Below are 21,953 nucleotides of genomic sequence, written 5' to 3' on the forward strand. Positions count from 1 at the left end.
GTTGATTCATGGGTGTCACCCGGCCACGCTGCCTGATGCACCTGTCAAAACCTATCCACAATCTGCTGCGCGTCGGAACAACCGCGTTGAACTCGCGAGATCGTGAACAGGCTTTGGCCCGGGAAGCGATCGCCTTTGATCTGCCGGGCCGCCCACCGCACTGTTCGTGGCGGGCCTGGTCCTGCCTATGCAGTGGCTGTGCCAGATTGTCGAAAGCGCGCTTCCCAACGCCTCCACAGCCAGGTCCAGCACCAGTAATGGCGAGGCCTGCAGCGATTCGTACAGTCGCCATTCCCAACTACAGAGACGCTCGCCACGAGCGCCCAACCAAGAACCAAAACGGTGCGACAACACGCGTCACGCCCCATCCTGAAGCCGACCTGCGTCGGTTGAACGCCCCCTGAAAATCGCCGGCAAGGGCCGCCATTCAATGCATTGGCGCGGATTACGCAGGACTTGGCATGTGCCTTGCGATAGCCCCGCCAAGGTAATCAATGCCGATTGCCCTACCCCACGACAAAGGCGCCGTGTCTCCCCCGTTCCGACGGTGGGTGGCATGGCGCTTTTTCGTTTCCGCGCAAGGTACGGATATGGCGAACAAGACAGTGCGAAGCGTGTGTCCCTATTGCGGCGTCGGCTGCGGCATCGTCATGGAGGTCGCGGACAACCGCGTGGTCAAGGTAACGGGCGACAAGAACCACCCAAGCAACTTCGGCCGCCTCTGCACCAAGGGCAACACCTGCGCCCAACCGCTCACCGACTCCGGGCGCATGGAGCACGCCTACCTGCGCCACGAGCGCAGTCGCGACCCGGTGCGCACCGGCATCGACGAGGCGATCCAGGACACCGCCAGCCGGCTGCGCGCGCTGCTCGACACTCACGGCCCTGACGCGATTTCCTTCTATGTATCCGGGCAGATGTCCCTGGAGGCGCAGTACCTGGCCAACAAGCTGGCCAAGGGCTTCATCCGCACCCGTCACATCGAATCCAATTCGCGGCTGTGCATGGCCAGTGCCGGCAGCGGCTATAAGCTCTCCCTCGGCTCGGACGGCCCGCCCGGCTCCTACCAGGACTTCGACACGGCCGACCTGTTCCTGGTGACCGGCGCCAACATGGCCGACTGCCACCCGATCCTCTTCCTGCGCATGATGGACAGGGTCAAGGCCGGGGCGAAGCTGATCGTGGTCGACCCGCGCCGCACCGCCACCGCCGACAAAGCCAGCCTCTACCTGCCGATCAAGCCCGGCACCGACCTCGCCCTGCTCAACGGCCTGCTCCATCTGTTGCACAAGAACGGCCACACCGACCCGGCCTTCATCGCCGCCCACACACAGGGCTGGGACGCCATGCCAGCCTTCCTCGAGGACTACGCACCGGAGCGTGTCGCTGCCATCACCGGACTCACTGAAGCCGACATCCACACAGCCGCCCAATGGATCGGCGAAGCCAACGAGTGGATGAGCTGCTGGACCATGGGCCTCAACCAGAGCACCCACGGCACCTGGAACACCAATGCCCTGTGCAACCTGCACCTGGCCACCGGCGCCATCTGCCGGCCCGGCAGCGGCCCCTTCTCCCTTACCGGCCAGCCCAACGCCATGGGCGGTCGCGAGATGGGCTACATGGGCCCCGGTCTGCCCGGCCAGCGTTCGCTGCTGGTGGAGGCCGACCGCCAGTTCATCGAAGACTTGTGGCAACTGCCGCGCGGGCACCTGCGTCAGGACGGCGGCAGCGGCACCGTGGCCATGTTCGAGGCCATGCGCGCAGGCGATATCAAAGCCTGCTGGATTATCTGCACCAACCCGGCAGCCACCGTGCCCAACCGCCGCCAGGCGATCGAGGGGCTGCAGAATGCCGAACTGGTGATCACCCAGGACGCCTTCCTCGACACCGAGACCAACCGTTACGCCGACATCCTCCTGCCCGGTGCACTCTGGGCCGAGGCCGAAGGCGTGATGATCAACTCCGAACGCAACCTGACCCTCACCCAGAAGGCCGTGGACGCGCCCGGCGACAGCCTGCCGGACTGGCAGATCATCGCTCGCGTCGCCTGCGCGATGGGGTTTGCCGAGGCCTTCGACTACGCGTCCGCCGCCGAGGTGTTCGAAGAAATAAAACGCGCCTGGAACCCCAAGACCGGCTACGACATCCGCGGCGCCAGCTACGCGCTATTGCGCCAGGGTCCGCAACAATGGCCCTGCGCGCCCGGTTCGAAGGCCAACACGCGCAACCCGATCCGCTACCTCAACGACGGGGTGGGCCAGGCGCTCAAGACCACGGCAGACGGCACACGCCCGGCCATCGCCTTCGCCACCGACGACGGCAAGGGCATGTTCTTCGCCCGGCCGCACATGGACCCGGCAGAGCTGCCCGACGACGCCTTCCCCCTGGTGCTCAATACCGGCCGCGTGCAGCACCAGTGGCACACCCTGACCAAGACCGGCCAGGTGGCCACGCTGAACAAGCTCAACCCCGGCACCTTCCTGGAAATCCACCCGAGTGACGCCAGCCGCCTCGGTATCGCCGACAAAAGCCAGGTGGAAGTGCGCTCGCGCCGTGGCCGCGCCGTGCTGCCGGCCGTGGTCACCGACCGCGTGCAACCGGGCAACTGCTTCGCGCCCTTCCACTGGAACGACCGCTACGGCGAAGACCTGGCGATCAACGCCGTGACCAGTGATGCCATCGACCCCATTTCGCTGCAGCCGGAGTTCAAGTACAGCGCCGTAGCCCTGGCGCCGATCGCCCCGGCCAGCCCCCAGCTCATCCCCTTGGTAGAAGTCGAGCCGGTCGTGGCCAGCGCCGCTGCCGGTTTCCCGGAGGAACTCGCCGACATGCCGATCAATGCCTTCGCCCGTCTGCTGAACCTCGACGCCAGCGCCGACCTCAGCCTGGCGCCCACCGAGCAGCGCTACCTGCAGGGCTACCTGCTCGGCCTGCGCAGCGAGGAAAGCCGCAAGCAAGGTGGCGTGCCCACCCTGCCGGCCAGCGCACCGCTGGCGCCGGAAACCCGCCTGCTGCTGGACGGCGTGCTCGCAGGGCTGTTCTCCCGCAGCTGGGCAGCGCCTACGGCCGTCGTGAGCCCAACGCCGTCGGCGGCAAAACCGCTGCTGGTGCTCTGGTGCTCGCAGACCGGCAATGCGGAAAGCGTCGCCACTGCCTGCGCCGACGCGCTGAAACGCGAGGGCCATGCGGTGAAGGTGCACTGCATGGACGCCATCCAGCCTGCCGAGCTGGCCAACGCTGACACTGCCCTGCTGATCGCCAGCACCTTCGGCGACGGCGATCCGTCTGACAACGGTGCGTCGCTCTGGAGCGCGCTGAACGCGGACAGCACCCCCTCCCTCAGCGGCCTGGAATTCGCTGTGCTGGCCATGGGCGACTCCACCTACGACCAGTTCTGCGGTTTCGGCCGCAAGCTCGATGCCCGCCTGGAAGCCCTCGGCGCGCGCCGCCTGGTGCCACGCGTGGACTGCGAGCCGGAGTACGAAGAGCCGGCGCGCGCCTGGCTGGCCGCCGTCCGCGGTGCCCTGGCCGGCGCAACGGTTCCGCTGCCGGTGCTGGAAACCGCTGGTGCGCCCGCCGAGGACGCAGAGGCACCGCTGTACAGCCGCCAGCGTCCCCTGGCCAGCCGCCTGCTACGCAACCCCGTGCTGAATGCGCCGGGTTCCAGCAAGGAGACCCGGCAGGTCGTCCTCGACCTCAAGGGCAGCGGCCTCGACTACCGGGCCGGCGATGCATTGGGCGTGTGGCCGAGCAACTGTCCGTCGCTGGTGAACGAGGTTCTCAGCGCACTGGATCTGGACGGCAATCAGTTGGTCGAGGTGAAAGACCAAGGTGCCCTGCCGCTGGCACAGGCTCTGGGCCGCCATTTCGAGATCGCCAAAGTCACTCCTGATCTGCTGCATTTCATTGCCGAACGCTCTGGCAGCGCGGCGCTGGCACGCCTGCTGGAACCGGCGAACAAGGCCGAGCTGGAGGATTGGCTCTGGGGCAAACAGCTGGCCGACCTGCTGCGCACCTGCCCCATCCAGATCAATGCGGACGAGTTGCTGGGCCGGTTGAAGCGCCTTCAACCTCGCCTCTATTCCATTGCCTCCAGCCCCCTGGCGACCCCGAACGAGGTGCACCTGACCGTCTCCACCGTCCGCTATCAATGCGAGGGGCAAAGCCGTACCGGCGTCTGCTCGGCGTTCCTCGCCGACCGTGCTGGCCAGGGCGAGGTGTCGATCTTCATCCAGAAGTCGGCCCACTTCCGCGTGCCGGCCGACCCGCAGCGGCCGATTATCATGGTCGGCCCGGGCACCGGTATCGCCCCGTTCCGCGCCTTCCTGCAGGAACGTGAGGCCCTCGGTGCCAAGGGCCGTAACTGGCTGTTCTTCGGCGAACAGCGGGAAGCGACCGACTTCTACTACCGCGACGAACTGCACGCCTGGCAGGCCAGCGGCCACCTGCATCGCCTGGATACCGCCTTCTCCCGCGACCAGGCGGAAAAGGTGTATGTGCAGCAACGCATGCTCGAACAGGGTGCCGAGCTCTGGCGCTGGCTGGAGGAAGGCGCGCACTTCTACGTCTGTGGCGACGCCAGTCGCATGGCCAAGGATGTGGACGCCGCACTCAAGGCGGTGGTGCGCGAGCATGGCGGCCTCAGCGCAGCGGATGCCGAGACCTATGTCAACAACATGGCACGGGAGAAGCGCTATGTGAGGGATGTGTATTGAGGACGAATGAATTGGCTATGTCTGCAGTACGTCTTGTAGGCAGCTGCATTGCCCGTAGGAGCTGGCTTGCCAGCGAATGGCGGCGTTTCGCTGGCAAGCCAGCTCCTACAAGGCTCTTGGCCCGATGGTCAATCTCTCGCAACAGCTAACGCAGACATAGCGAATGAATTCGCCCTTACAGGAGCGCGCCCAGCACTTCCTCAGTGGTGAGGATTGCATGGGCATAAGTCGGCCCGTTCAGCTCATGGGCCGCGTGCATGGCCTCAGACGAGAAAGCCGCCGTGGCATCGGTCACCAGGGTTACGTGGTAGCCCAGTTCCGCGGCGAAACGCCCGGTGGACTCGATGCAGGTATTGGCCAGCATCCCGATCAGGATTACACGCTGTATGCCGTGCTGTTTGAGCTGGTAGTCCAGGTCGGTATTGGCGAAACCACTACCGCCCCAGTGCTCCTGGATCATCACGTCCTGCTCCATCGGCTGGAAATCAGGGTGCCATTCCCCACCCCAACTGCCCGCGGCGAACACCTGGGCGCGGCTGGCACCCAATTGGTAGGGGCTGGGGTATTTCCAGGTCTTGAAGTCGTTCGGCCGCGAGCGATGGTGTGGCACGTAGAAAACCTGAATCCCGGCCTTGCGCGCCGCTGCCAGCACCCGGCGCAGGTTATCCAGCGTGCCCACGGCGTCGGCGACCGGTTTGGCCAGGCCATGGAGCTTGCCGCCTTCGCTCAGGAAATCGTTATACGGGTCCACCAGCAGCAGGCCGCTGCTCTCGCGTGGGTAGGTCATGACGCTGCCTCGGCACAATCAGTAACCTGAGCCAGTGTAGATAGCCCCTGACCAAATCGTTCTGCGCGCACAGAAGATGCGGCACTTTTGGTCGGTCTCATTGGAGCTATCAGGCCAGAAAACGGATTAGCAGTCAGCGAGAAGCAGAGTCCCGGATTCAGTTCGGGTCCGGCAGATCCTTCACAGATTGAATCGGGAGTCGTCGCGCTGGAAATGCAGAAGCGACCCCTTGAAGGCTTCGCCATTGCCCAGAAGGCAGTTCATATTACTGGTGCTCGACACATAGTCGAGTTCGACCATTTCCCGACAGAAGCTGGACCGGTTCGAGCGATTGGGGTCGACAATGTAGACGTCCACTGTATCGGCCGAGTGCCGGTCGATGAAATCTGCGAGCAGCGCCGGCTGGCCACGCTCATAGATGAGGTCGCTACCGATGATCATATCGAACACGCCCAACCCATCTTCGAGGTCGGACCAGTCCGCCGCTTGGTACTTGAGGGGGCCGAGATCGTTCAGGCGCAAATTTTCTTTCAGGAAATCGGGGATCAGCGGGTGATAGTCGCTGGCGGTGATATCGCCACCCCGGCGATGCACCACAAGGCTGGCCAGAGCCAGGCCGGCCCCCACTTCGAGAATGCGTTTGCCTTTCAGGTCCATCGTGAGCATCGCCAGCGCAAGGACCTGCCCCGATGGCCAGATCTGGCCAAACAGCGGCCAGCTCTCGGGCGATATACCCAGGTTCTCTGCCACCATCTCGGGATCGTGATACTGCTGGTGATCAAGCAACGAGCGGATATGAAAGTCCATATCGCCCACGGATACATCTTGATACCTGACCTCATAGCCTGGCATGCGGAACTCCCTATTCGGTGAGTAATGCCGCCAGGTGCGCAGCACTGGATAGTTAATTGGTAACTATCGACAGTACATGGAGGCAAAGCGAAGTAAGTTTCTGCTGCCAATAGACAAGCCAGCGAAACTATTGGATTTTTTGGGAGCAGAAATAGAAAAGCCCCGTAGAACGGGGCTTCTCGAGTCGGAAAAGTATCAGACTACCTGAACTTTATCCGCTTGCAGGCCTTTCTGGCCACGTACGACTTCGAAAGTCACTTGCTGGCCTTCGCTCAGGCTCTTGAAGCCAGTGCTTTCGATCGAACGGTAATGAACGAACAGATCAGCGCCTTCTGCGGGGGTGATGAAGCCGAAGCCTTTTTCATCGTTGAACCACTTGACGGTGCCGGATTGACGATTGGACATTTCATAACTCCAAGATAAAAATAAATAACCCTGATTAGAACTCAGGAAATTACTGAAGTGCTAAAGCTGTAACGAATCGAGGAGATGAAATAACTTCAATCAGAACATCGAGCCAAGTATCGCAGAGACAATCGCAGAGCAGTGGACGCGACTATACGCGGTTCGATCAGGATGTACAGGTTTATTTTCAGGCACATTAATTGCGCCGACAAATACGCTTGGCATTCATGCGCTTAGACGACGAATGCAGAAAATTCCGCAGGCGGGATGCCAGAAAGCCACCAGCCCCCGCCGCGGTTCATTCATCACGCCGACCGCATCAGCTCCAGGATCTGGGCATGCAGACGCGGGTCGCCGCAGGCGATGACATCGCCGCCGTGCTGTGCGTCGCCACCATCCCAGCGGGTCACCACACCACCCGCGCCCTCGATGATCGGTATCAGCGCCTGGATGTCGTAGGGCTTGAGGCCTGGATCGAGCACCACATCCACCAGCCCCAGGGCCAGCATGCAGTAGGCGTAGCAATCGCCGCTGTAGCGCACCAGGCGTACTTCGCGAGAGAGCTTGTCGAACAGGTCGCTGTAGGGCGGCTGCTGGAAATGCTCGGGGCTGGTGACCATCAGGGTCGCATCGGCCAGCCGGCTGCAGGCACGGGTCTGAATCGGGCGGCCGTTGAGCGAGGCACTGCTGCCATCGCCGACGAAGCGCTCACGGGTAAAGGGCTGGTCCATCATGCCCAGCACCGGACGGTTGCCGTCGTTGAGGGCAATCAGGGTCCCCCAGAGCGGAATGCCGCTGATAAAGGAGCGGGTACCGTCCACCGGGTCCAGTACCCAGGTCCAGGGTTCCTCGCCCGCGATGTTCTCCTCTTCCTCGCCCAGCACGCCATGTCCGGGATAGCGCTCGCCGATCAGGGCACGCATGGCCCGTTCGGCGCCCTTGTCGGCCAGGGTCACGGGGTCGAAGCGCTCGGCCTCCTTGTTCTCCACCTCCAAGGGCAGGCGGAAGTAGGTCAGGGTCACCCGGGCCGCCGCATCAGCCAGTTCTTCAGCGAACTCCAGGTACTCGGGAGGGAGGGTTTGATCGTTCATGGGGACTCCGTTTCGGGCGAATCAGCAGGTTTCCAGCATAGGTCAGGCGCCCAGACTTCCGGCGAAGCGCCGGTCCAGCCGTTCACGCTGGAAATGCTCGGTGAGAAAGTCGATGAAGGCGCGGGTCTTGGCCGGCAGCAGGCTGCGGCTGGGGTAATAGAGAGCAATGGTACCGGCATCGGCGTACCACTGGGGCAATAGTCGCACCAGTTCGCCACGCTCCAGCCAGGGCAGCACGTCGGGTACCGCCAGCAAGGCCACGCCGAGGCCCAGCAGGGCCGCTTCGCGCATGGCGGCGGGGTCGTTGAGCATGAGGGTCTCGGCCAGTGGCGCGGCCACTTCGTTGCCGGCGACGTCACGCAGGGCCCAGTGGCGCATCCGGCCGGTGCGGGAAGAGCGCATGACAATGCCGTCGAAGTCGATCAGCCCGGCCGGATCGGTGGGCAGGGTGCGGTCCGCCAGATAGGCCGGCGCCGCCACTGCGATGATGTGAGCCGGCGCCAATGGCCGCGCCACCACGCCTTGGGCCAGTTCGAAACCGCCGCCGATGGCCAGGTCATAGCCTTCGGCAATCAGGTCCACCGGGCGGTTCTCCAGGTGCCATTCCGGACGCACCTGGGGGTAGCGGGCTCGGAAGGCCGGCAGCAAAGGCAGGATGTGCGTCATGCCGAAGCTCGGCGCCATGCTCACCTTGAGTACCCCGGAAGGCTCGCCCTGATCGTTGCCCACCGCTGCAATGGCCGACTGCAGGGCCTCCAGGTTTCCGCCGATGGCCTGGAGGAAGCGTTCACCGGCTTCGGTCAGGGTGAGCTTGCGGGTAGAGCGCTGGAAGAGGCGCACGCCGAGGTTGCGTTCGAGCATGGCAACGTTGCGGCTGACAGCGGCCGGCGTCAGGGCGAGGCGACGCGCGGCGGCGGAGAAGCTGCCGGTCTCGGCGCTGCGCACGAAGGACTCCAGGTTGGCGAGGGTTTCCATCGACCGACCTTATATCAATGCTTGAAAATCATTCAAGGCATTACCCACTAATCAATGATCAATCCGGAGGGGATAGTGGACTCACACCCACCCCAACCCCGGAGATACCCGCCATGACCACCCCCCTCCCCCTCGCCGGCAAGACCGCCCTCGTTACCGGCGGCTCCCGCTCCATCGGCGCCGCTATCGCCAAACGCTTGGCCGCTGATGGTGCCGCCGTCGCCATCACCTACAGCGCCTCGCCCGACAAGGCTGCGGAAGTCGTGCGTGCCATCCAGGCAACCGGCGGCCGCGCCGTTGCCATCCAGGCCGACGCCGGCAATCCGGCCGCCGTGCGCGCCGCCGTCGGCGAAACCGTGGACGCCCTCGGCAGCCTGGATATCCTGGTGAACAACGCTGGCCTTGGCCTGGGCGGCGCCATCGACGAAATCCCCTTCGAAACCTACGAGCGCATGCTGGCGGTGAACGTCACCGGCGTGTTCGTGGCCACCCAGGAAGCCGTACGCCATATGTCGGCAGGCGGGCGCATCGTGCATATCGGCTCCTCCATGACCCATTACGCGGCCTTCCCCACCGCCTCGCTCTATACCCTGACCAAAGGTGCCATCGCCGGCTTCAACCGCAGTCTGGTACGAGACCTCGGGCCGCGCGGCATCACTGTGAATACCGTGCATCCCGGCCCCACCGACACCGACATGAACCCGGACGGCGGCCCGGTGAGCCAGATCGTCGGCCCCGGCATCGCCATCGGCCGTTATGGCAAGCCGGAAGAGATCGCCCATGTGGTGGCCTTCCTCGCCGGACCGGACGCGTCCTTCGTCACCGGCGCCGACATCATTGCCGACGGCGGCTTCACCGCCTGACCCATCCGGAGAACACGCATGAAAAGCATTGGAATCATCGGTGCAGGCGCCATCGGCGCAGCCTTCGCCAAAGCCCTGGCCCGTCAGGGGATCGAAGCGGTAATCGCCAACAGCCGCGGTCCGGAATCCCTGGCGGAACTCGTCCGCGATCTCGGCCCGACCATCAAGGCCGGTACCCGCGAGCAGGCAGCCGCGCAGGACATCGTGCTGGTGGCGGTTAACTGGTCGAAGCTGCCTACCGCCCTGGCAGGCCTGCCAGACTTCACCGGGCGCATCGTGATCGACGCCAACAACCCTATCGAGGCGCCGCTGTTCAAGCCGGCGGAACTGCACGGCCGGCTGTCCAGCGAGGTGTTCACCGACCTGGTACCCGGCGCCCGCGTGGTGAAGGCCTTCAACCACCTGCAGCCGCAGCTGATATCGGGCAATCCGGCCAGCGAAGGCGGTCGCCGCGTGCTGTTCTATTCGGGCGACGACGCTCGGGCCAAGGTTGACGTGGGTGGGCTGATCGAGCGCCTGGGGTTCTTCGGAATCGACCTCGGTGCACTGGCCATGGGCGGCCGCCTGGTGCAGTTCCCTGGCGGCCCCCTGCCAGCCCTCAACCTGGTGCGATTCGGCTGACGATCAGCCGACGAGGTCCACCACCACCTTGCCCTTGGCGTCACCGCTGGCCACCAGCCGGTAGGCGTCCAGGGCCTCCTCCAGGCTGAAGCGCTGGGGGTCCAGACGGACCTTCAGCTTGCCGTCCTCGACCAACGATGCCACCTTCGCCAGAATCTCGCCGTGATGTTTGCGGCCCTCGCCGGTGAGCAGCGGCAACAAGGTGAAGACCCCCGAATAGGTGGCGCCCCGGAACGACAACGGCGCCAGCTTGTGCTCACCCCAACCCAAGGCGCTGACCACATGGCCGGTGTAGTGGCGTACCGCCTGGAACGACGCATCCAGCGTGACGCCGCCAACCGTGTCATAGACGATGTCGAAGCCTCTCCCGTCAGTGTGACGCGCCACGTAGTCCTCCACCGCGGTACTGCGGTAGTCGATGGCGATGGCACCGAAACCTTCGATCACCGCCAGGTTCTCTGCCGAGCCGGTCGCGTAGACCTCGGCCCCGAAAGCACGGGCGATCTGGATCGCCACATGGCCCACGCCACCGGCACCACCATGCACCAGAACCTTGTGCCCGGCACCGACCCTTGCACGATCCACCAGCCCTTCCCAGGCCGTGATGGCCACCAGCGGCAGCGCTGCGGCCTGGCGCATGTCGAGGTTGAGCGGCTTCTTCGCCACCAGGTCGGCATCCAGCGCCTGGTAGTCCGCAAGGGTTCCCGGGTTGCCGCCGATACCTCCGGCCATGCCGTACACCTCATCCCCCGGCGCGAAGTTGCTGACGCCCTCCCCCACACTCTCCACCACGCCGGCCAGGTCCATCCCGAGCACGGCGGGCAATGCCTGCCGTGCATGGGCGCCCTTGCCGGCGCGAATCTTGGTATCGAGCGGGTTGACGCCGCTGGCGTGGATACGCACCAGCACCTGGCCCGGGCCGGGTTGCGGGCGCATCGGATGGATGAGTTTGAAAGGCGCGTCGACGGTTTCGAGCAACAGTGCACGGTCACGGGTTTCGACAATCATGGCTATGGCCTCCGGGTTGCAGTGGAGGTCATTTTTCTCCCGCCAGCTCATTCGCAGAAGACCACTAAACGGCATAGCATTCATTCCACATGAGAATGAGTTGGAACGGTAATGGACAAGCTCAACGCAATGGCCGTGTTCGTACGGGTAGTGGAAAGCGGCAGCTTTTCGGCGGTGGCGCGAGAACTGGGCACCAGCCAGCCAACCATCAGCAAGCAGGTGCAGGCCCTGGAGACGTCCCTGGGTGGCCGGCTGATCGCTCGCAGCACCCGCCAGCTCTCGCTCACTGATGAGGGACAACGCTACTTCGAGCAATGCCGACAGATTCTCTCGGCAGTGGATAACGCCGAACTCAGCTTCCAGACCGGTCGCGAACAGGTGGCGGGCCCCTTGCGGGTGGCTTCGTCCGTGAGTTTCGGCCGCACGTGTATCGCCCCCGTGCTCAGGGAGTTTCTTACCTGTTATCCACAGGTCAGCCTCGACTTGCAGCTCAGCGACCGCAACGAAGACCTGGTAAGCGAAGGCATCGATGTCAGCCTGCGCATCGGCGAGCTACCGGCCAGCGGGATGATCGCGCGCAGGCTCGGCCATATGCGGCGCCTGGTACTGGCCGCCCCCGCCTACCTCGCAGCCCGCGGCACACCACAGTCGCCGGAGGCGCTGCGTGAGCACAACTGTCTGGTTTTCAACCTGTTGCCGGATGCCGGCACCTGGACCTTCATCCGCGACGGGCACACACAGTCAGTGCGGGTGAGCGGCAATGCGCGCAGTAACAGTTCGGAGGCGATACGGGAGATGGTGCTATCCGGGTTGGGTATTTCGCTGTCGCCGGACTGGCTGTTCATGGCCGACCTTGCGGCCGGTCGAGTGATCGCCCTGCTTCAGGACTTCACCCCTTCAACCTTGCCCATCCACGCCCTGTCCCCAGTCAACCGGCGGCAGTCAGCGCGGGTCAGGGCCTTTGTGGATTTCATCGCACAGAAACTCGCGTAATCAGTGGCCGGACGGAGCGAGGCCCGACATCGCAGCACTGGGCCTCACACCTTCGCCCCCTGCCTAGGACGTGATGAAAGCCAGCAGATCGGCATTGACCTGTTCCTTGTGGGTGTCGGTCAGGCCATGAGGAGCGCCGGGATAGACCAGCAACTTCGCGTCCTTGACCAGTTTGGCCGACTCCAGTCCAGAGGCCTTGATCGGTACGATCTGGTCGTCGTCGCCATGCAGGATCAGCGTCGGGATGTCGAATTTCTTCAGGTCTTCGCGGAAGTCGGTCTCGGAGAAGGCCTTGATGCAGTCATAGGCGCTCTTGTGGCCAGCCATCATGCCTTGCATCCAGAAGGAGTCGATCAACCCCTGCGACACCTTGGCGCCCGGGCGGTTGAACCCGTAGAAGGGGCCGCTGGCGATGTCCTTGTAGAGCTGCGAGCGATCAGCCACGGAGCCGGCCCGAATGCCGTCGAAGGCTTCGATCGGCGTGCCCAGCGGGTTGTCCTCGCTCAGCACCATTTTCGGCGGCACGGCAGCGATCAGTCCGGCCTTGGCCAAGCGTCCGGTACCGTGGCGGCCGATGTAACGGGCCACTTCGCCGCCACCGGTGGAAAAGCCGAAGAGGATTGCGTCGCGCAGGTCCAGCGCCTCGATCAGTTCGGCCAGATCGTCCGCGTAGGTGTCCATGTCATTGCCGTCCCAGGGTTGGCTGGAGCGGCCATGACCACGACGGTCGTGGGCGATGACGCGGTAGCCCTGGCTGGCCAGGAAGAACATCTGCGACTCCCAGCTATCGGACGTCAGCGGCCAGCCGTGACTGAAGACAATGGGCTGACCGGAGCCCCAGTCCTTGTAGTAGAGCTGCGTACCGTCTCGGGTGGTGATGCTGCCCATCTTGCGCACTCCTTCGGTGTCGGGCCCCGGTCCGGGGCCCCATTGGTGGGAAGGTTCTCGATTGCACTCGACTGCATCAGCGGCGGGGTTACTGGCCCTGCTGCGCGAGGTATTCGTCAGTGGAAATCACAGTGGCGTAGGCGAATGCCAGCGCAGCCATGAAGGCACCATGGACGTGTTCAGCGGGGATGACCTTGCCGTTGAATTCCAGGTCCCGCGAGGCGCAGGCATCGTGGACCACCGTGACCTGATAACCATAGTCGGCCGCTGCGCGGGTGATGCCATCGACGCACATGTGGCTCATGCTGCCGACGACCGTCACCTTCTCCACGCCGTTGCTGTCGAGGATGTCCTTCAGTCCGGTTTCGCGGAAGGAGTTGACGAAGTGCTTCAGGACCACCGGCTCGCCCGGTGCATTCAGCACCTTCGGATGGATGTGTGCGCCCTCCGAGCCAGGCCGGAAGAAAGGCGCATCCGGGCTGGTGAACTCGTGACGGATATGAACCACCAGGTCGCCTGCCTCGCGCGCACCGGCAATGATCCGGGCGGCCTTGTCGGCTGCGGCGTCCGCGCCGTGGAGGGTCCAGAGGCCACCGGGGAAATAGTCATTCTGGATGTCGACTACGATGACGGCTTGCTTGCTCATGATGTTCACCTCAGGTTGTGGGGGTGGTTACGTGGGATCTAAGGTGAGCCTTTCAGCGCCGGGCGGGGATCGGCGCAACCGACAAATTCGCAGGAAAAACTGACAATGAAGACCATGCTGGAGATCGGCCTCCTGCTCTATCCCGGTGCCCAGCTAGCGGCGGCCCACGGCCTCTCCGACCTGTTCACAGTGGCCAATCGCATGGCCGCCGAGCACACCGACGCCGACCTTCCCCTGCTGCGGGTGCGTCACTGGACGGCTGGCGATGAGGGCGAGTTACGCTGCACCCTCGACAGCCACCCCGACGCCGACAGCCGTGTCGCCGTGGTGGTGGCGCTGCCTTGCATCGGTTCGCTGCCCTCCACCGCAACCCTGCAGCCCTTCGCCAACTGGCTCACCCGCCAGCATGCCGAGGGCGTGACCTTGAGCTCGGTGTGCGCCGGTGCATTCGTGCTGGCGCAGACGGGCCTGCTCGCCGGCCGCGCCATGACCACCCACTGGAGCCTGGCCAAGGATCTGGCCGAGCGCTATCCGGACGTGAAAGTGGATGCCGACAAACTGGTGGTGGACGACGGCGACATCATCACCGCCGGCGGCGTGATGGCCTGGACCGACCTGGGCCTGACCCTGGTGGACCGCCTGCTGGGGCCAACCATTGCCGCCAACACCGCGCGCTTCCTGGCGCTCGACCTGACCCGCCACTCCCAGCAGTACTTCCGCCGCTTCACTCCGCGCCTCAACCATGGGGACGAGGCCGTGCTCAAGGTGCAGCACTGGCTGCAGCGCCAGGACGCACGCAACGTCAGCCTCCCCGCCATGGCCGACCAGGCCGGACTGGGCGAGCGCACCTTCCTGCGCCGCTTCCAGCAGGCCACCGGTCTGCGACCCACCGAATACTGCCAGCAGCTTCGTGCCGCCAAGGCCCGCGAGCTGCTGGAACTGACCAACCGCTCTGTGGACCAGATCGCCTGGGAAGTTGGCTACCAGGACCCGGCGGCGTTCCGCAAGGTGTTCAACAAGATGGTCGGGCTGTCGCCCACGGATTACCGGCGGCGGTTCGGGCGTAGAAGTGCGAGCTAGGGCAGCCTCTCTCCTTCCCCTTCCTTCACCTCAGTATCCCGATACACACCCAGCGCCGGATCGAAGGTGCGGATCAGAACCTGCGGCTTCTCTGTGCTGACGCGGGGCAACTGGGCGTCGCGAAACTGGTGATAGTCCGGCACCACGATGAAGGTTTGCGGCGGCAGGTCGGCGAAGGGTTGGGGCGGCGGAGAGACGTAGGGCTGCAGGGGGCGGCTGGGATAGTAAGCAGTACCAAGGTAGGGGCCAACCCCGTAATAGGAATCGCCATAGCCGGTCGCCCAGGCGCCCGGCACGGCCAGGACTGATAGCAGGATTCCGAGGCGTGCCATGACGGTGCCCTCCACGGTGAATCCCCCAAGGCTTTCAGTTATAGCACCCGGCACCACACGCACTGCAGGACCCGCGATGCCTTGCCTCGTCGCTCCCCCATCGAAGGGTTCGGTCCGCCAGCCCCGGACGCCTGCCAGCTCCGCTTACCGCATCAGAGCCGCAAACGCTCGGCGCTGATTTCCGGCAGGTCGGTGCGGCGCAGGTAAATCAGCAACGCATCGCCCAGATTGAGGCGGTCGTTGATGTTCTGTTCCAGGAGGATCTGCAGGCATTCGCGGCTGAGCGTCATCACCTGGCCGGATTTCGCCACCCAGACGAACTCGCAGGCCGGCGTAATGCTGTCGTCGGGCACGTCCATGCCAAACGAGTCTTCGCTGAAACGAACGATGTACTTGCCCAGCTTGCGGTTGAAGCCGACAAAACCCTGGAGGGCGTCGGCGGCGTTGCAGATGTCGGTGGAGGTGATGCTCATGCTGTACGTCCCTGGTTGGATCGACGGGTGGGGCACGCATGAAAGGCAGGAATATCCCCACTCTGCGCGGTGGGGTAAGCAGGCCATTCTGCCAGCCGCGAACAACTTGGGGGATAGCGCCACGGGAGGCGCTTTGTCGCACCCGTGGCGTTTCGCCGGGGCGTCAGCGCTCTGCCGCGACCAACAGCATCATCGGCCGTTCGCGCTCTTCCCCAAGCGCGGGCATGGCGGCGATGTCTTCGTCTGTCGGGCCCCATTCCTCAACATGGGCAATGCGAAAACCGCTGCCAATCAGCAGGTTGAGCAAGGTGCCGAGGGTACGGTGCTGCTTGATCACACCCTTGGCGAGCCAGTCAGTGACCCGCGGGCCTTCCATCTGATAACCATCGATCGGCCAAGTCTTGCGCCCTTCGCCATCGATCACCCAGCCCGGGTTGGTCGGCGCCATGTAGATGGGATGCTCGATGGAAAATACCAGGCGGGAACCCGGTACCAGAGCGCGATAGACCTCTGCGAACAACCCAGCGAGATCCTGCACGTAGTGGAATGCCAGCGAACTGTAGGCAAGGTCGAAGCTGCCTTCGGGCAGGACCAGGCGCTCCAGGTCGGCCCGTTCATAGCAAATCGCGGGATCTTCGGAGCTGCTCCTGGCCCGCTCCAACATCTTCTCCGATACGTCCAGCCCCAGCACCGTAGAAGCATTGTTCTCCCGCGCCCAGCGGCAGAACCAGCCGTAGCCACAGCCGAGGTCCACCACGCGGAGATCTCGCATTTCCGGCAACAGGGCACGCAGCGCCGGCCATTCGGGGGCGCCGGCGAGCCCGAAGCGAGAGCGGCCAAGCTGGCCATAACCTTCAAAGAAGTCGGGGTCGTCGTAGATGTTCTGGGTCATTTGCCCCGGCTCCCTGGGAAAACCCCAGATTCTGGTGGCTCAGCGTCCCGACGGCAACAACGCCATCGGACTGAATCCAACTCAGTGCGCCGGCTGCACGATCGCATTGCCCGGCAGCGCGGGCAGTCGTGCCAAATGCAGGGCCACCGCCACCGCGACCACCAGCAAGGCACCGATGAACAGGCCGACACCCTGCCAGCCGAAGTGGTGCCAGAACAGGCCGCCAAGGGTGCCGGCCAGGCTGGAACCGACGTAGTAGCTGAACAGGTACAGCGACGAGGCCTGGCCCTTGGCATTCTGGGCGCGGCGGCCAATCCAGCTGCTGGCCACCGAGTGCGCGCCAAAGAAGCCGAAGGTAAAGATCGCCATGCCGGCCAGGATCACCCCCAACGGGCTGAACAGGGTCAGCACCAGCCCCCCCAGCATCAACAGGATGGCAGCCCAGAGCACCTTGCGCCGGCCCAGCTTGTCCGCCAGGGAACCGACCCAGGCCGAGCTGTAGATACCCGACAGGTAGACCACCGAGAGCACGCCCACCACGGCTTGAGTCATTTGGTAGGGAGACGCCAGCAGGCGGTAGCCGATGTAGTTGAACAGGGTGACGAAAGCGCCCATCAGCAGGAACCCGGTAAGGAACAGCCAGGGCAGGCCCGCATCACGGAAGTGCAGGCGATAGCCTTCCACCAGGGTGGACGGTTTGAGCGGCTGAGGACGGAAGTGCTTTGACTCCGGCAGCACGCGCCAGAACACCACGCCGGCCAGCAGCGCCAGGCCGCCGAGCACAGCCAGCGCCGCGTGCCAGGAGACGAAGTCCACCAGCACGCCGCTGATCAGGCGCCCGCTCATGCCGCCAATGGCGTTGCCGCTGATGTAGAGGCCCATCGAGAAACCGAGGTGATGCGGGTGGATCTCCTCGCTGAGGTAGGTCATGGCCACGGCGGCCAGGCCGCTCAGCGACAGGCCGACCAGGGCGCGCATCACCAGCACGCCTTCCCAGGTCGGCATGACGGCACTGGCCAGGGTGAACAGGGCGGCGGCGATCAGCGACACCACCATCACCGGCTTGCGGCCGATGGCGTCAGACAGCGGGCCGGTCACCAGCAGGCCGAGGGCGAGCATGGCGGTGGATACCGAAAGCGCCAGGCTGCTCTGGGCAGCGGTGATGGAGAAGGCCTTGGACAGTACCGGCATCATCGGTTGCATGCAGTACAGCAGGGCAAAAGTGGCGAAACCGCCGGAGAACAGCGCCAGCGACGTGCGCATGAACTGCGGCGTGCCTTTGCGGATGTAGGTGGGAAGTTCGGGATCGTTGGCGGCGGCATCCGGCAGCTCACTGGCTGCGTCACGCACCGCCTCGCTAAACGCGGGGTCGTCTTCGGTCTTGAGTACTGCCTGGGATTTGCTCACGGGACACCTTCGGAAGATTGCGGCGAGCAGGCACAACGAGGCCGTACCGCCTGAATCAGGGGCTGGGAATATTCGTTGTTGGGGTTATGGGACGAAGGATATCGGGCGGCTTATATTATCTCCAATATATTGTTCGACACATTTAATCTGTTTTAAATATCAATAGGCATCCCCATGGAACTGAGACATCTGCGCTATTTCATCGCCGTGGCCGAGGAACTGCACTTCGGTCGAGCCGCCGAGCAACTGGGCATCTCCCAGCCACCGCTCAGCCAGCAGATCCAGGCCCTGGAAGAAGAAATCGGCGCACGTCTGCTGGAGCGGACCAACCGGCGGGTGGAACTCACTGAAGCCGGCCGGCGATTCCTCGACGAGGCCCGACAGGTGCTGGTGCAAGTGGACAAGGCCGTACAACTGGCGCGCCGTGCCCATCGTGGCGAGTTGGGTGAGTTGAAGGTGGGCTTCACCTCGTCCGCTCCGTTCACCTCCAGCATTCCCCGCAGCATCCACGCCTTCCGTCAGGCCTATCCGGATGTGCACCTGGAGCTCACCGAGGGCAGCAGCGCGGAGACGGTCAAGGCGCTGCTGGACGACAGCCTGCAGGTGGGGGTGATCCGCCCCCTCAACCTGCCGGACAACCTGCTGGCCGTGGAGCTGTTCAGCGAGCCGCTGGTGGCCATCCTGCGCGCCGACCACCCTCTGGCCATCGGTAGCGAGGACGGCATCCCTTTCGGCGCCCTGGCGGACGAACCCTTCGTGTTTTTCCCGCGTACCTTCGGTACCGGCCTCTACGACCAGATGCTCGAGCTCGCCCGCAATGCCGGCTTCCTGCCTCGCATCGCCCAGGAAGCCAGTGAAGCCATGACCATCATTGGCCTGGTATCGGCTGGACTTGGGGTATCGGTGCTGCCCGCCTCGTTCCGCCGCACCCGCGTCGACGGCGTGGTCTATCGCACCCTGCTGGACCCGGGCGCGACCACCGCCGTCTGGCTGGTACGCAAACGCAGTGAACGCTCGCCCCTGGCGCTGTCGTTCATCGAACTGGTGACCCGCGAGGCCGCCGCCATTCGAGAACGCCGCGAGGGTTGAGCATCGCGCTGAGCAGCTTCGGTTCCCTGGGCGGCTACTGGAGCGACGATCGGCAATCATCGCGACTGAACACGCCCCACAACGCGACCAATCGCCGTTCATTCGACGTTTTCTTCACATTCTGTCTGGCACAGTCCGCCGGCCTCGGCGGGTTTTACTGGAACCAATGTGCCATCAGGTGGTCTTCTTGCCTCCGGCAGCAGTTCCCTCCAGAGATGCCGCCCCGACTTGAAGTAGACCTATGGATGCTTGATCGCATGACCGCACAGGAACCCGTTACCACCCGGCAGTCCTCGTTCAACCTGGACCGTCCCACCGTCAAGAGCCACCTCGCCTTCACCCTGCTCAGCGCTGCCGCCCTGATGGTGATGTACAGCCTGCTGCGGGTGGCGCTGCTGGTGTACAACAGCGACCAGATCGGCGACAGCCCGGCCTCGGTCTTCGTCGAAGCCTTCTACAACGGCCTGCGCTTCGACCTGCGGGTTGTAGTGTTCGCCTGTGTGCCGCTGCTGCTGTCCCTGCTCAGCGTCCGCGCCATGGCCGCCCGGGGCCTGCACCGGATCTGGCTGACTCTTTTTGCCAGCCTTACCCTGTTCCTCGGGATCAGCGAGCTGGACTTCTATCGCGAGTTCCACCAGCGCCTGAACAGCCTGGTGTTCCAGTACATGCAGGAGGACCTGGGGACTGTTGCCAGCATGATCTGGAATGGCTTCCCGGTAGGTCGCTACCTGATCGCCTGGGCCCTGGCCACCGCGGTGCTCTACCTGATATTCCGTGGCCTGGACCTGCTGAGCCGCCCACGATCCCCTGCCCTACACGGCAGTCCGGCCGTTCACCATCACGCCCCCTGGTTCGCCCGTGTGGCTGTGTTCATGGTCTGCCTGGTGGTCGCGACGACTGCCGCCCGCGGCCACCTGCGCCAAGGTCCGCCGCTGCGCTGGGGCGATGCCTTCACCACCGACTCGATGTTCGCCAACCAGTTGGGCCTGAATGGCACCCTGACCCTGGTGGACGCCGCCAAGAACAGCTTCTCCTCCCACCGCGACAACGCCTGGAAGGCCACCCTGCCCGAGGATGAAGCCCTGGCGGCCGTGCGTCAGATGCTCCTGACGCCAAACGACAATCTGGTTGATGCCGACAAGGCCGCCATCCGTCGTGACTTCACCCCGCCAGCAGAGGGCACCCTGCCGATCCGCAACGTGGTGGTGATCCTCATGGAGAGCTTCGCTGGCCGCTACGTCGGCGCCATGGGCAGCCCGGAGGGCATTACCCCGTACTTCGACCAACTGGCCAAGGAGGGTCTGCTATTCGACCGTTTCTTCTCCAACGGCACCCACACCCACCAGGGGATGTTCGCCACCATGGCCTGCTTCCCCAACCTGCCCAGCTTCGAGTACCTGATGCGTACCCCCGAGGGCGCGCACAAGTTCTCCGGCCTGCCGCAACTGCTCAGCGCCCGCGACTACAACGATCTGTATGTCTACAACGGCAACTTCCAGTGGGATAACCAGTCCGGCTTCTTCAGCAACCAGGGCATGACCCGCTTCGTCGGCCGCGAGGACTTCGTCAATCCGGTGTTCATGGACAAGACCTGGGGCGTTTCCGACCAGGACATGTTCGACCGGGGCGCCGCCGAACTGGCGAAGATGCCCACCGACAAGCCCTTCTATGCCCTGTTGCAGACCCTCTCCAACCACACGCCCTACGCCCTGCCGACCGAACTGCCGGTGGAAAAAGTCAGCGGACACGGCGCCCACGACGAACACCTGACCGCCATGCGCTACTCCGACTGGGCCCTGGGCCAGTTCTTCGAGAAGGCGCGCAAGGAGCCCTACTTCAAGGACACCCTGTTCGTGGTGGTCGGCGACCATGGTTTCGGCAGCGACAAGCAACTTACCGAGATGGACCTGTTCCGCTTCAACGTGCCACTGCTGTTGATCGGCCCCGGCGTGCAGGAAAAGTTCGGCACCCTGAATCACACCGTCGGTACGCAGATCGATGTCGTACCCACCATCATGGGCCGCCTGGGCGGCGAGGTTCGGCACCAGTGCTGGGGCCGCGACCTGCTCAACCTGCCAGCCGACGACCCGGGCATCGGCGTGATCAAGCCATCCGGCAGCGACCAGACCGTCGCCATCGTCAGCAGCGACCGCATCCTGGTACAGCCCAAGGACTTCCCGGCGCGCCTATACCAGTACCAGTTGGGGGCCAACGCGAAGGCCGAACGCATCCCCGGCGACAGCGACCCGCGCCTGCAGAAGTACCTCGAAGCCTTCCTGCAGACCGCCACCGGCAGCCTGCTGAACAACACCGCCGGCGTGCAGGACGCCAAGCAGCACCAGTGACTGAAAAGGCCCCGCTCGATGCGGGGCCTTCTCTTTTTGCACTCCATTGTGGGGGCGAATTCATTGGCCATGTCTGCGTTAGCTGTTGCAATTTTGAGTGAAGCGCTCTAGCTCAGTCCTTCGAGGTTTCCGCGCCGGTCTGACACAACCCTCACCCCCGGCCCCCGTCCTGCGCTCCGGCGTTCATCGGCACCGGAAGCAATGCTTCCGAAAGCGTGCCTCTTCACCCCTGAAGAGGAGAGGGGTGACTCGCGCCGGCAAGGCGTGAGTCGTCCTGAAGCCCACACGGGGCTGATACCGGACAGATGAGGTGGGGCAGCGACTACGCCCCTTCAGGAGGCCGAGCGGAATCGTTGCGCAGGGGGACGAGCGGCATGGATGCCGCGATAGGCGTGTGGGGCCATGGATGGCCCCTCGCGCCGTGCCCGCGGAGCAACGATGGAGGGAGGGTACCCCGGCGAAGCCGGGGCCGGATGCAGGGGCAAGCC

Annotated in this window: 19 protein-coding genes; 7 read left to right on the top strand and 12 right to left on the bottom strand. The window is 64.3% G+C overall.

Going from position 1 to position 21,953, the window contains the following annotated elements:
- The first annotated feature begins 590 nt into the window (after positions 1–590).
- Positions 591–4,718, top strand: coding sequence for a sulfite reductase subunit alpha (locus E8F20_RS01635; RefSeq protein ID WP_280282145.1), 4,128 nt, complete (start codon positions 591–593; stop codon positions 4,716–4,718).
- A 175-nt stretch (positions 4,719–4,893) separates the two neighbouring features.
- Here E8F20_RS01635 and E8F20_RS01640 read toward each other — a convergent pair whose 3' ends face one another.
- The 5 genes from E8F20_RS01640 to E8F20_RS01660 form a co-directional block, all read right to left on the bottom strand.
- A complete protein-coding gene (locus E8F20_RS01640; RefSeq protein ID WP_280282146.1) occupies positions 4,894–5,505 on the bottom strand; it encodes an isochorismatase family cysteine hydrolase in 612 nt (203 codons plus the stop codon).
- A gap of 180 nt (positions 5,506–5,685) precedes the next feature.
- On the bottom strand, positions 5,686–6,357 hold the full coding sequence (locus tag E8F20_RS01645; protein WP_280282147.1) for an SAM-dependent methyltransferase: 672 nt from the start codon (positions 6,355–6,357) through the stop codon (positions 5,686–5,688).
- A 195-nt stretch (positions 6,358–6,552) separates the two neighbouring features.
- Positions 6,553–6,762 (bottom strand): cold-shock protein, encoded by a 210-nt coding sequence (locus tag E8F20_RS01650; protein ID WP_028626465.1) that lies wholly within the window; start codon positions 6,760–6,762, stop codon positions 6,553–6,555.
- A gap of 305 nt (positions 6,763–7,067) precedes the next feature.
- Positions 7,068–7,853 carry a histidinol-phosphatase gene (gene hisN, locus E8F20_RS01655; protein ID WP_280282148.1) on the bottom strand — a complete coding sequence of 262 codons (786 nt, stop codon included), beginning with the start codon at positions 7,851–7,853 and terminating at the stop codon, positions 7,068–7,070.
- A gap of 42 nt (positions 7,854–7,895) precedes the next feature.
- Positions 7,896–8,828 carry a LysR family transcriptional regulator gene (locus E8F20_RS01660; protein WP_280282149.1) on the bottom strand — a complete coding sequence of 311 codons (933 nt, stop codon included), beginning with the start codon at positions 8,826–8,828 and terminating at the stop codon, positions 7,896–7,898.
- A 113-nt stretch (positions 8,829–8,941) separates the two neighbouring features.
- Between E8F20_RS01660 and E8F20_RS01665 the strand changes: the two genes are divergently transcribed.
- Positions 8,942–9,691 (top strand): 3-oxoacyl-ACP reductase family protein, encoded by a 750-nt coding sequence (locus E8F20_RS01665; RefSeq protein ID WP_280282150.1) that lies wholly within the window; start codon positions 8,942–8,944, stop codon positions 9,689–9,691.
- An 18-nt stretch (positions 9,692–9,709) separates the two neighbouring features.
- Positions 9,710–10,312, top strand: coding sequence for an NAD(P)-binding domain-containing protein (locus tag E8F20_RS01670; protein ID WP_280282151.1), 603 nt, complete (start codon positions 9,710–9,712; stop codon positions 10,310–10,312).
- A gap of 3 nt (positions 10,313–10,315) precedes the next feature.
- Here the strand turns inward: E8F20_RS01670 and E8F20_RS01675 are convergent, their stop codons facing one another.
- The gene (locus tag E8F20_RS01675) at positions 10,316–11,320 is read right to left on the bottom strand and encodes a zinc-dependent alcohol dehydrogenase family protein (protein WP_280282152.1); all 1,005 of its coding nucleotides are present in this window, start codon (positions 11,318–11,320) and stop codon (positions 10,316–10,318) included.
- A 111-nt stretch (positions 11,321–11,431) separates the two neighbouring features.
- On the opposite strand from E8F20_RS01675, the gene E8F20_RS01680 reads away from it, so the two are divergent.
- Positions 11,432–12,313, top strand: a complete 882-nt coding sequence (locus tag E8F20_RS01680) for a LysR family transcriptional regulator (protein ID WP_280282153.1) — start codon at positions 11,432–11,434, stop codon at positions 12,311–12,313.
- Positions 12,314–12,376: 63 nt separating this feature from the next.
- Here the strand turns inward: E8F20_RS01680 and E8F20_RS01685 are convergent, their stop codons facing one another.
- Positions 12,377–13,201, bottom strand: a complete 825-nt coding sequence (locus E8F20_RS01685; RefSeq protein WP_280282154.1) for an alpha/beta hydrolase — start codon at positions 13,199–13,201, stop codon at positions 12,377–12,379.
- An 88-nt stretch (positions 13,202–13,289) separates the two neighbouring features.
- Positions 13,290–13,847 (bottom strand): cysteine hydrolase family protein, encoded by a 558-nt coding sequence (locus E8F20_RS01690; protein ID WP_280282155.1) that lies wholly within the window; start codon positions 13,845–13,847, stop codon positions 13,290–13,292.
- Positions 13,848–13,952: 105 nt separating this feature from the next.
- Between E8F20_RS01690 and E8F20_RS01695 the strand changes: the two genes are divergently transcribed.
- Positions 13,953–14,927: a GlxA family transcriptional regulator gene (locus tag E8F20_RS01695; RefSeq protein WP_280282156.1), complete on the top strand. Its 975-nt coding sequence runs from the start codon at positions 13,953–13,955 to the stop codon at positions 14,925–14,927.
- Here the strand turns inward: E8F20_RS01695 and E8F20_RS01700 are convergent.
- The 4 genes from E8F20_RS01700 to E8F20_RS01715 form a co-directional block, all read right to left on the bottom strand.
- Positions 14,924–15,259 (bottom strand): hypothetical protein, encoded by a 336-nt coding sequence (locus E8F20_RS01700; RefSeq protein ID WP_280282157.1) that lies wholly within the window; start codon positions 15,257–15,259, stop codon positions 14,924–14,926. The genes E8F20_RS01695 and E8F20_RS01700 overlap by 4 nt on opposite strands.
- A 152-nt stretch (positions 15,260–15,411) precedes the next feature.
- The gene (locus tag E8F20_RS01705) at positions 15,412–15,732 is read right to left on the bottom strand and encodes a DUF2025 family protein (protein WP_028626455.1); all 321 of its coding nucleotides are present in this window, start codon (positions 15,730–15,732) and stop codon (positions 15,412–15,414) included.
- Between the two features lie 163 nt (positions 15,733–15,895).
- Positions 15,896–16,624 carry a class I SAM-dependent methyltransferase gene (locus E8F20_RS01710; protein WP_280282158.1) on the bottom strand — a complete coding sequence of 243 codons (729 nt, stop codon included), beginning with the start codon at positions 16,622–16,624 and terminating at the stop codon, positions 15,896–15,898.
- 81 nt (positions 16,625–16,705) lie between these two features.
- A complete protein-coding gene (locus tag E8F20_RS01715; RefSeq protein ID WP_348529602.1) occupies positions 16,706–18,031 on the bottom strand; it encodes an MFS transporter in 1,326 nt (441 codons plus the stop codon).
- 174 nt (positions 18,032–18,205) lie between these two features.
- Between E8F20_RS01715 and E8F20_RS01720 the strand changes: the two genes are divergently transcribed.
- Positions 18,206–19,120 (top strand): LysR family transcriptional regulator, encoded by a 915-nt coding sequence (locus E8F20_RS01720; RefSeq protein ID WP_280282159.1) that lies wholly within the window; start codon positions 18,206–18,208, stop codon positions 19,118–19,120.
- A gap of 257 nt (positions 19,121–19,377) precedes the next feature.
- Positions 19,378–21,465, top strand: a complete 2,088-nt coding sequence (locus E8F20_RS01725) for an LTA synthase family protein (RefSeq protein WP_280282160.1) — start codon at positions 19,378–19,380, stop codon at positions 21,463–21,465.
- Positions 21,466–21,953 lie beyond the last annotated feature (488 nt).

The sequence above is a fragment of the Pseudomonas sp. BN415 genome (assembly GCF_029871195.1).
GTDB classification, from domain to species: domain Bacteria; phylum Pseudomonadota; class Gammaproteobacteria; order Pseudomonadales; family Pseudomonadaceae; genus Metapseudomonas; species Metapseudomonas resinovorans.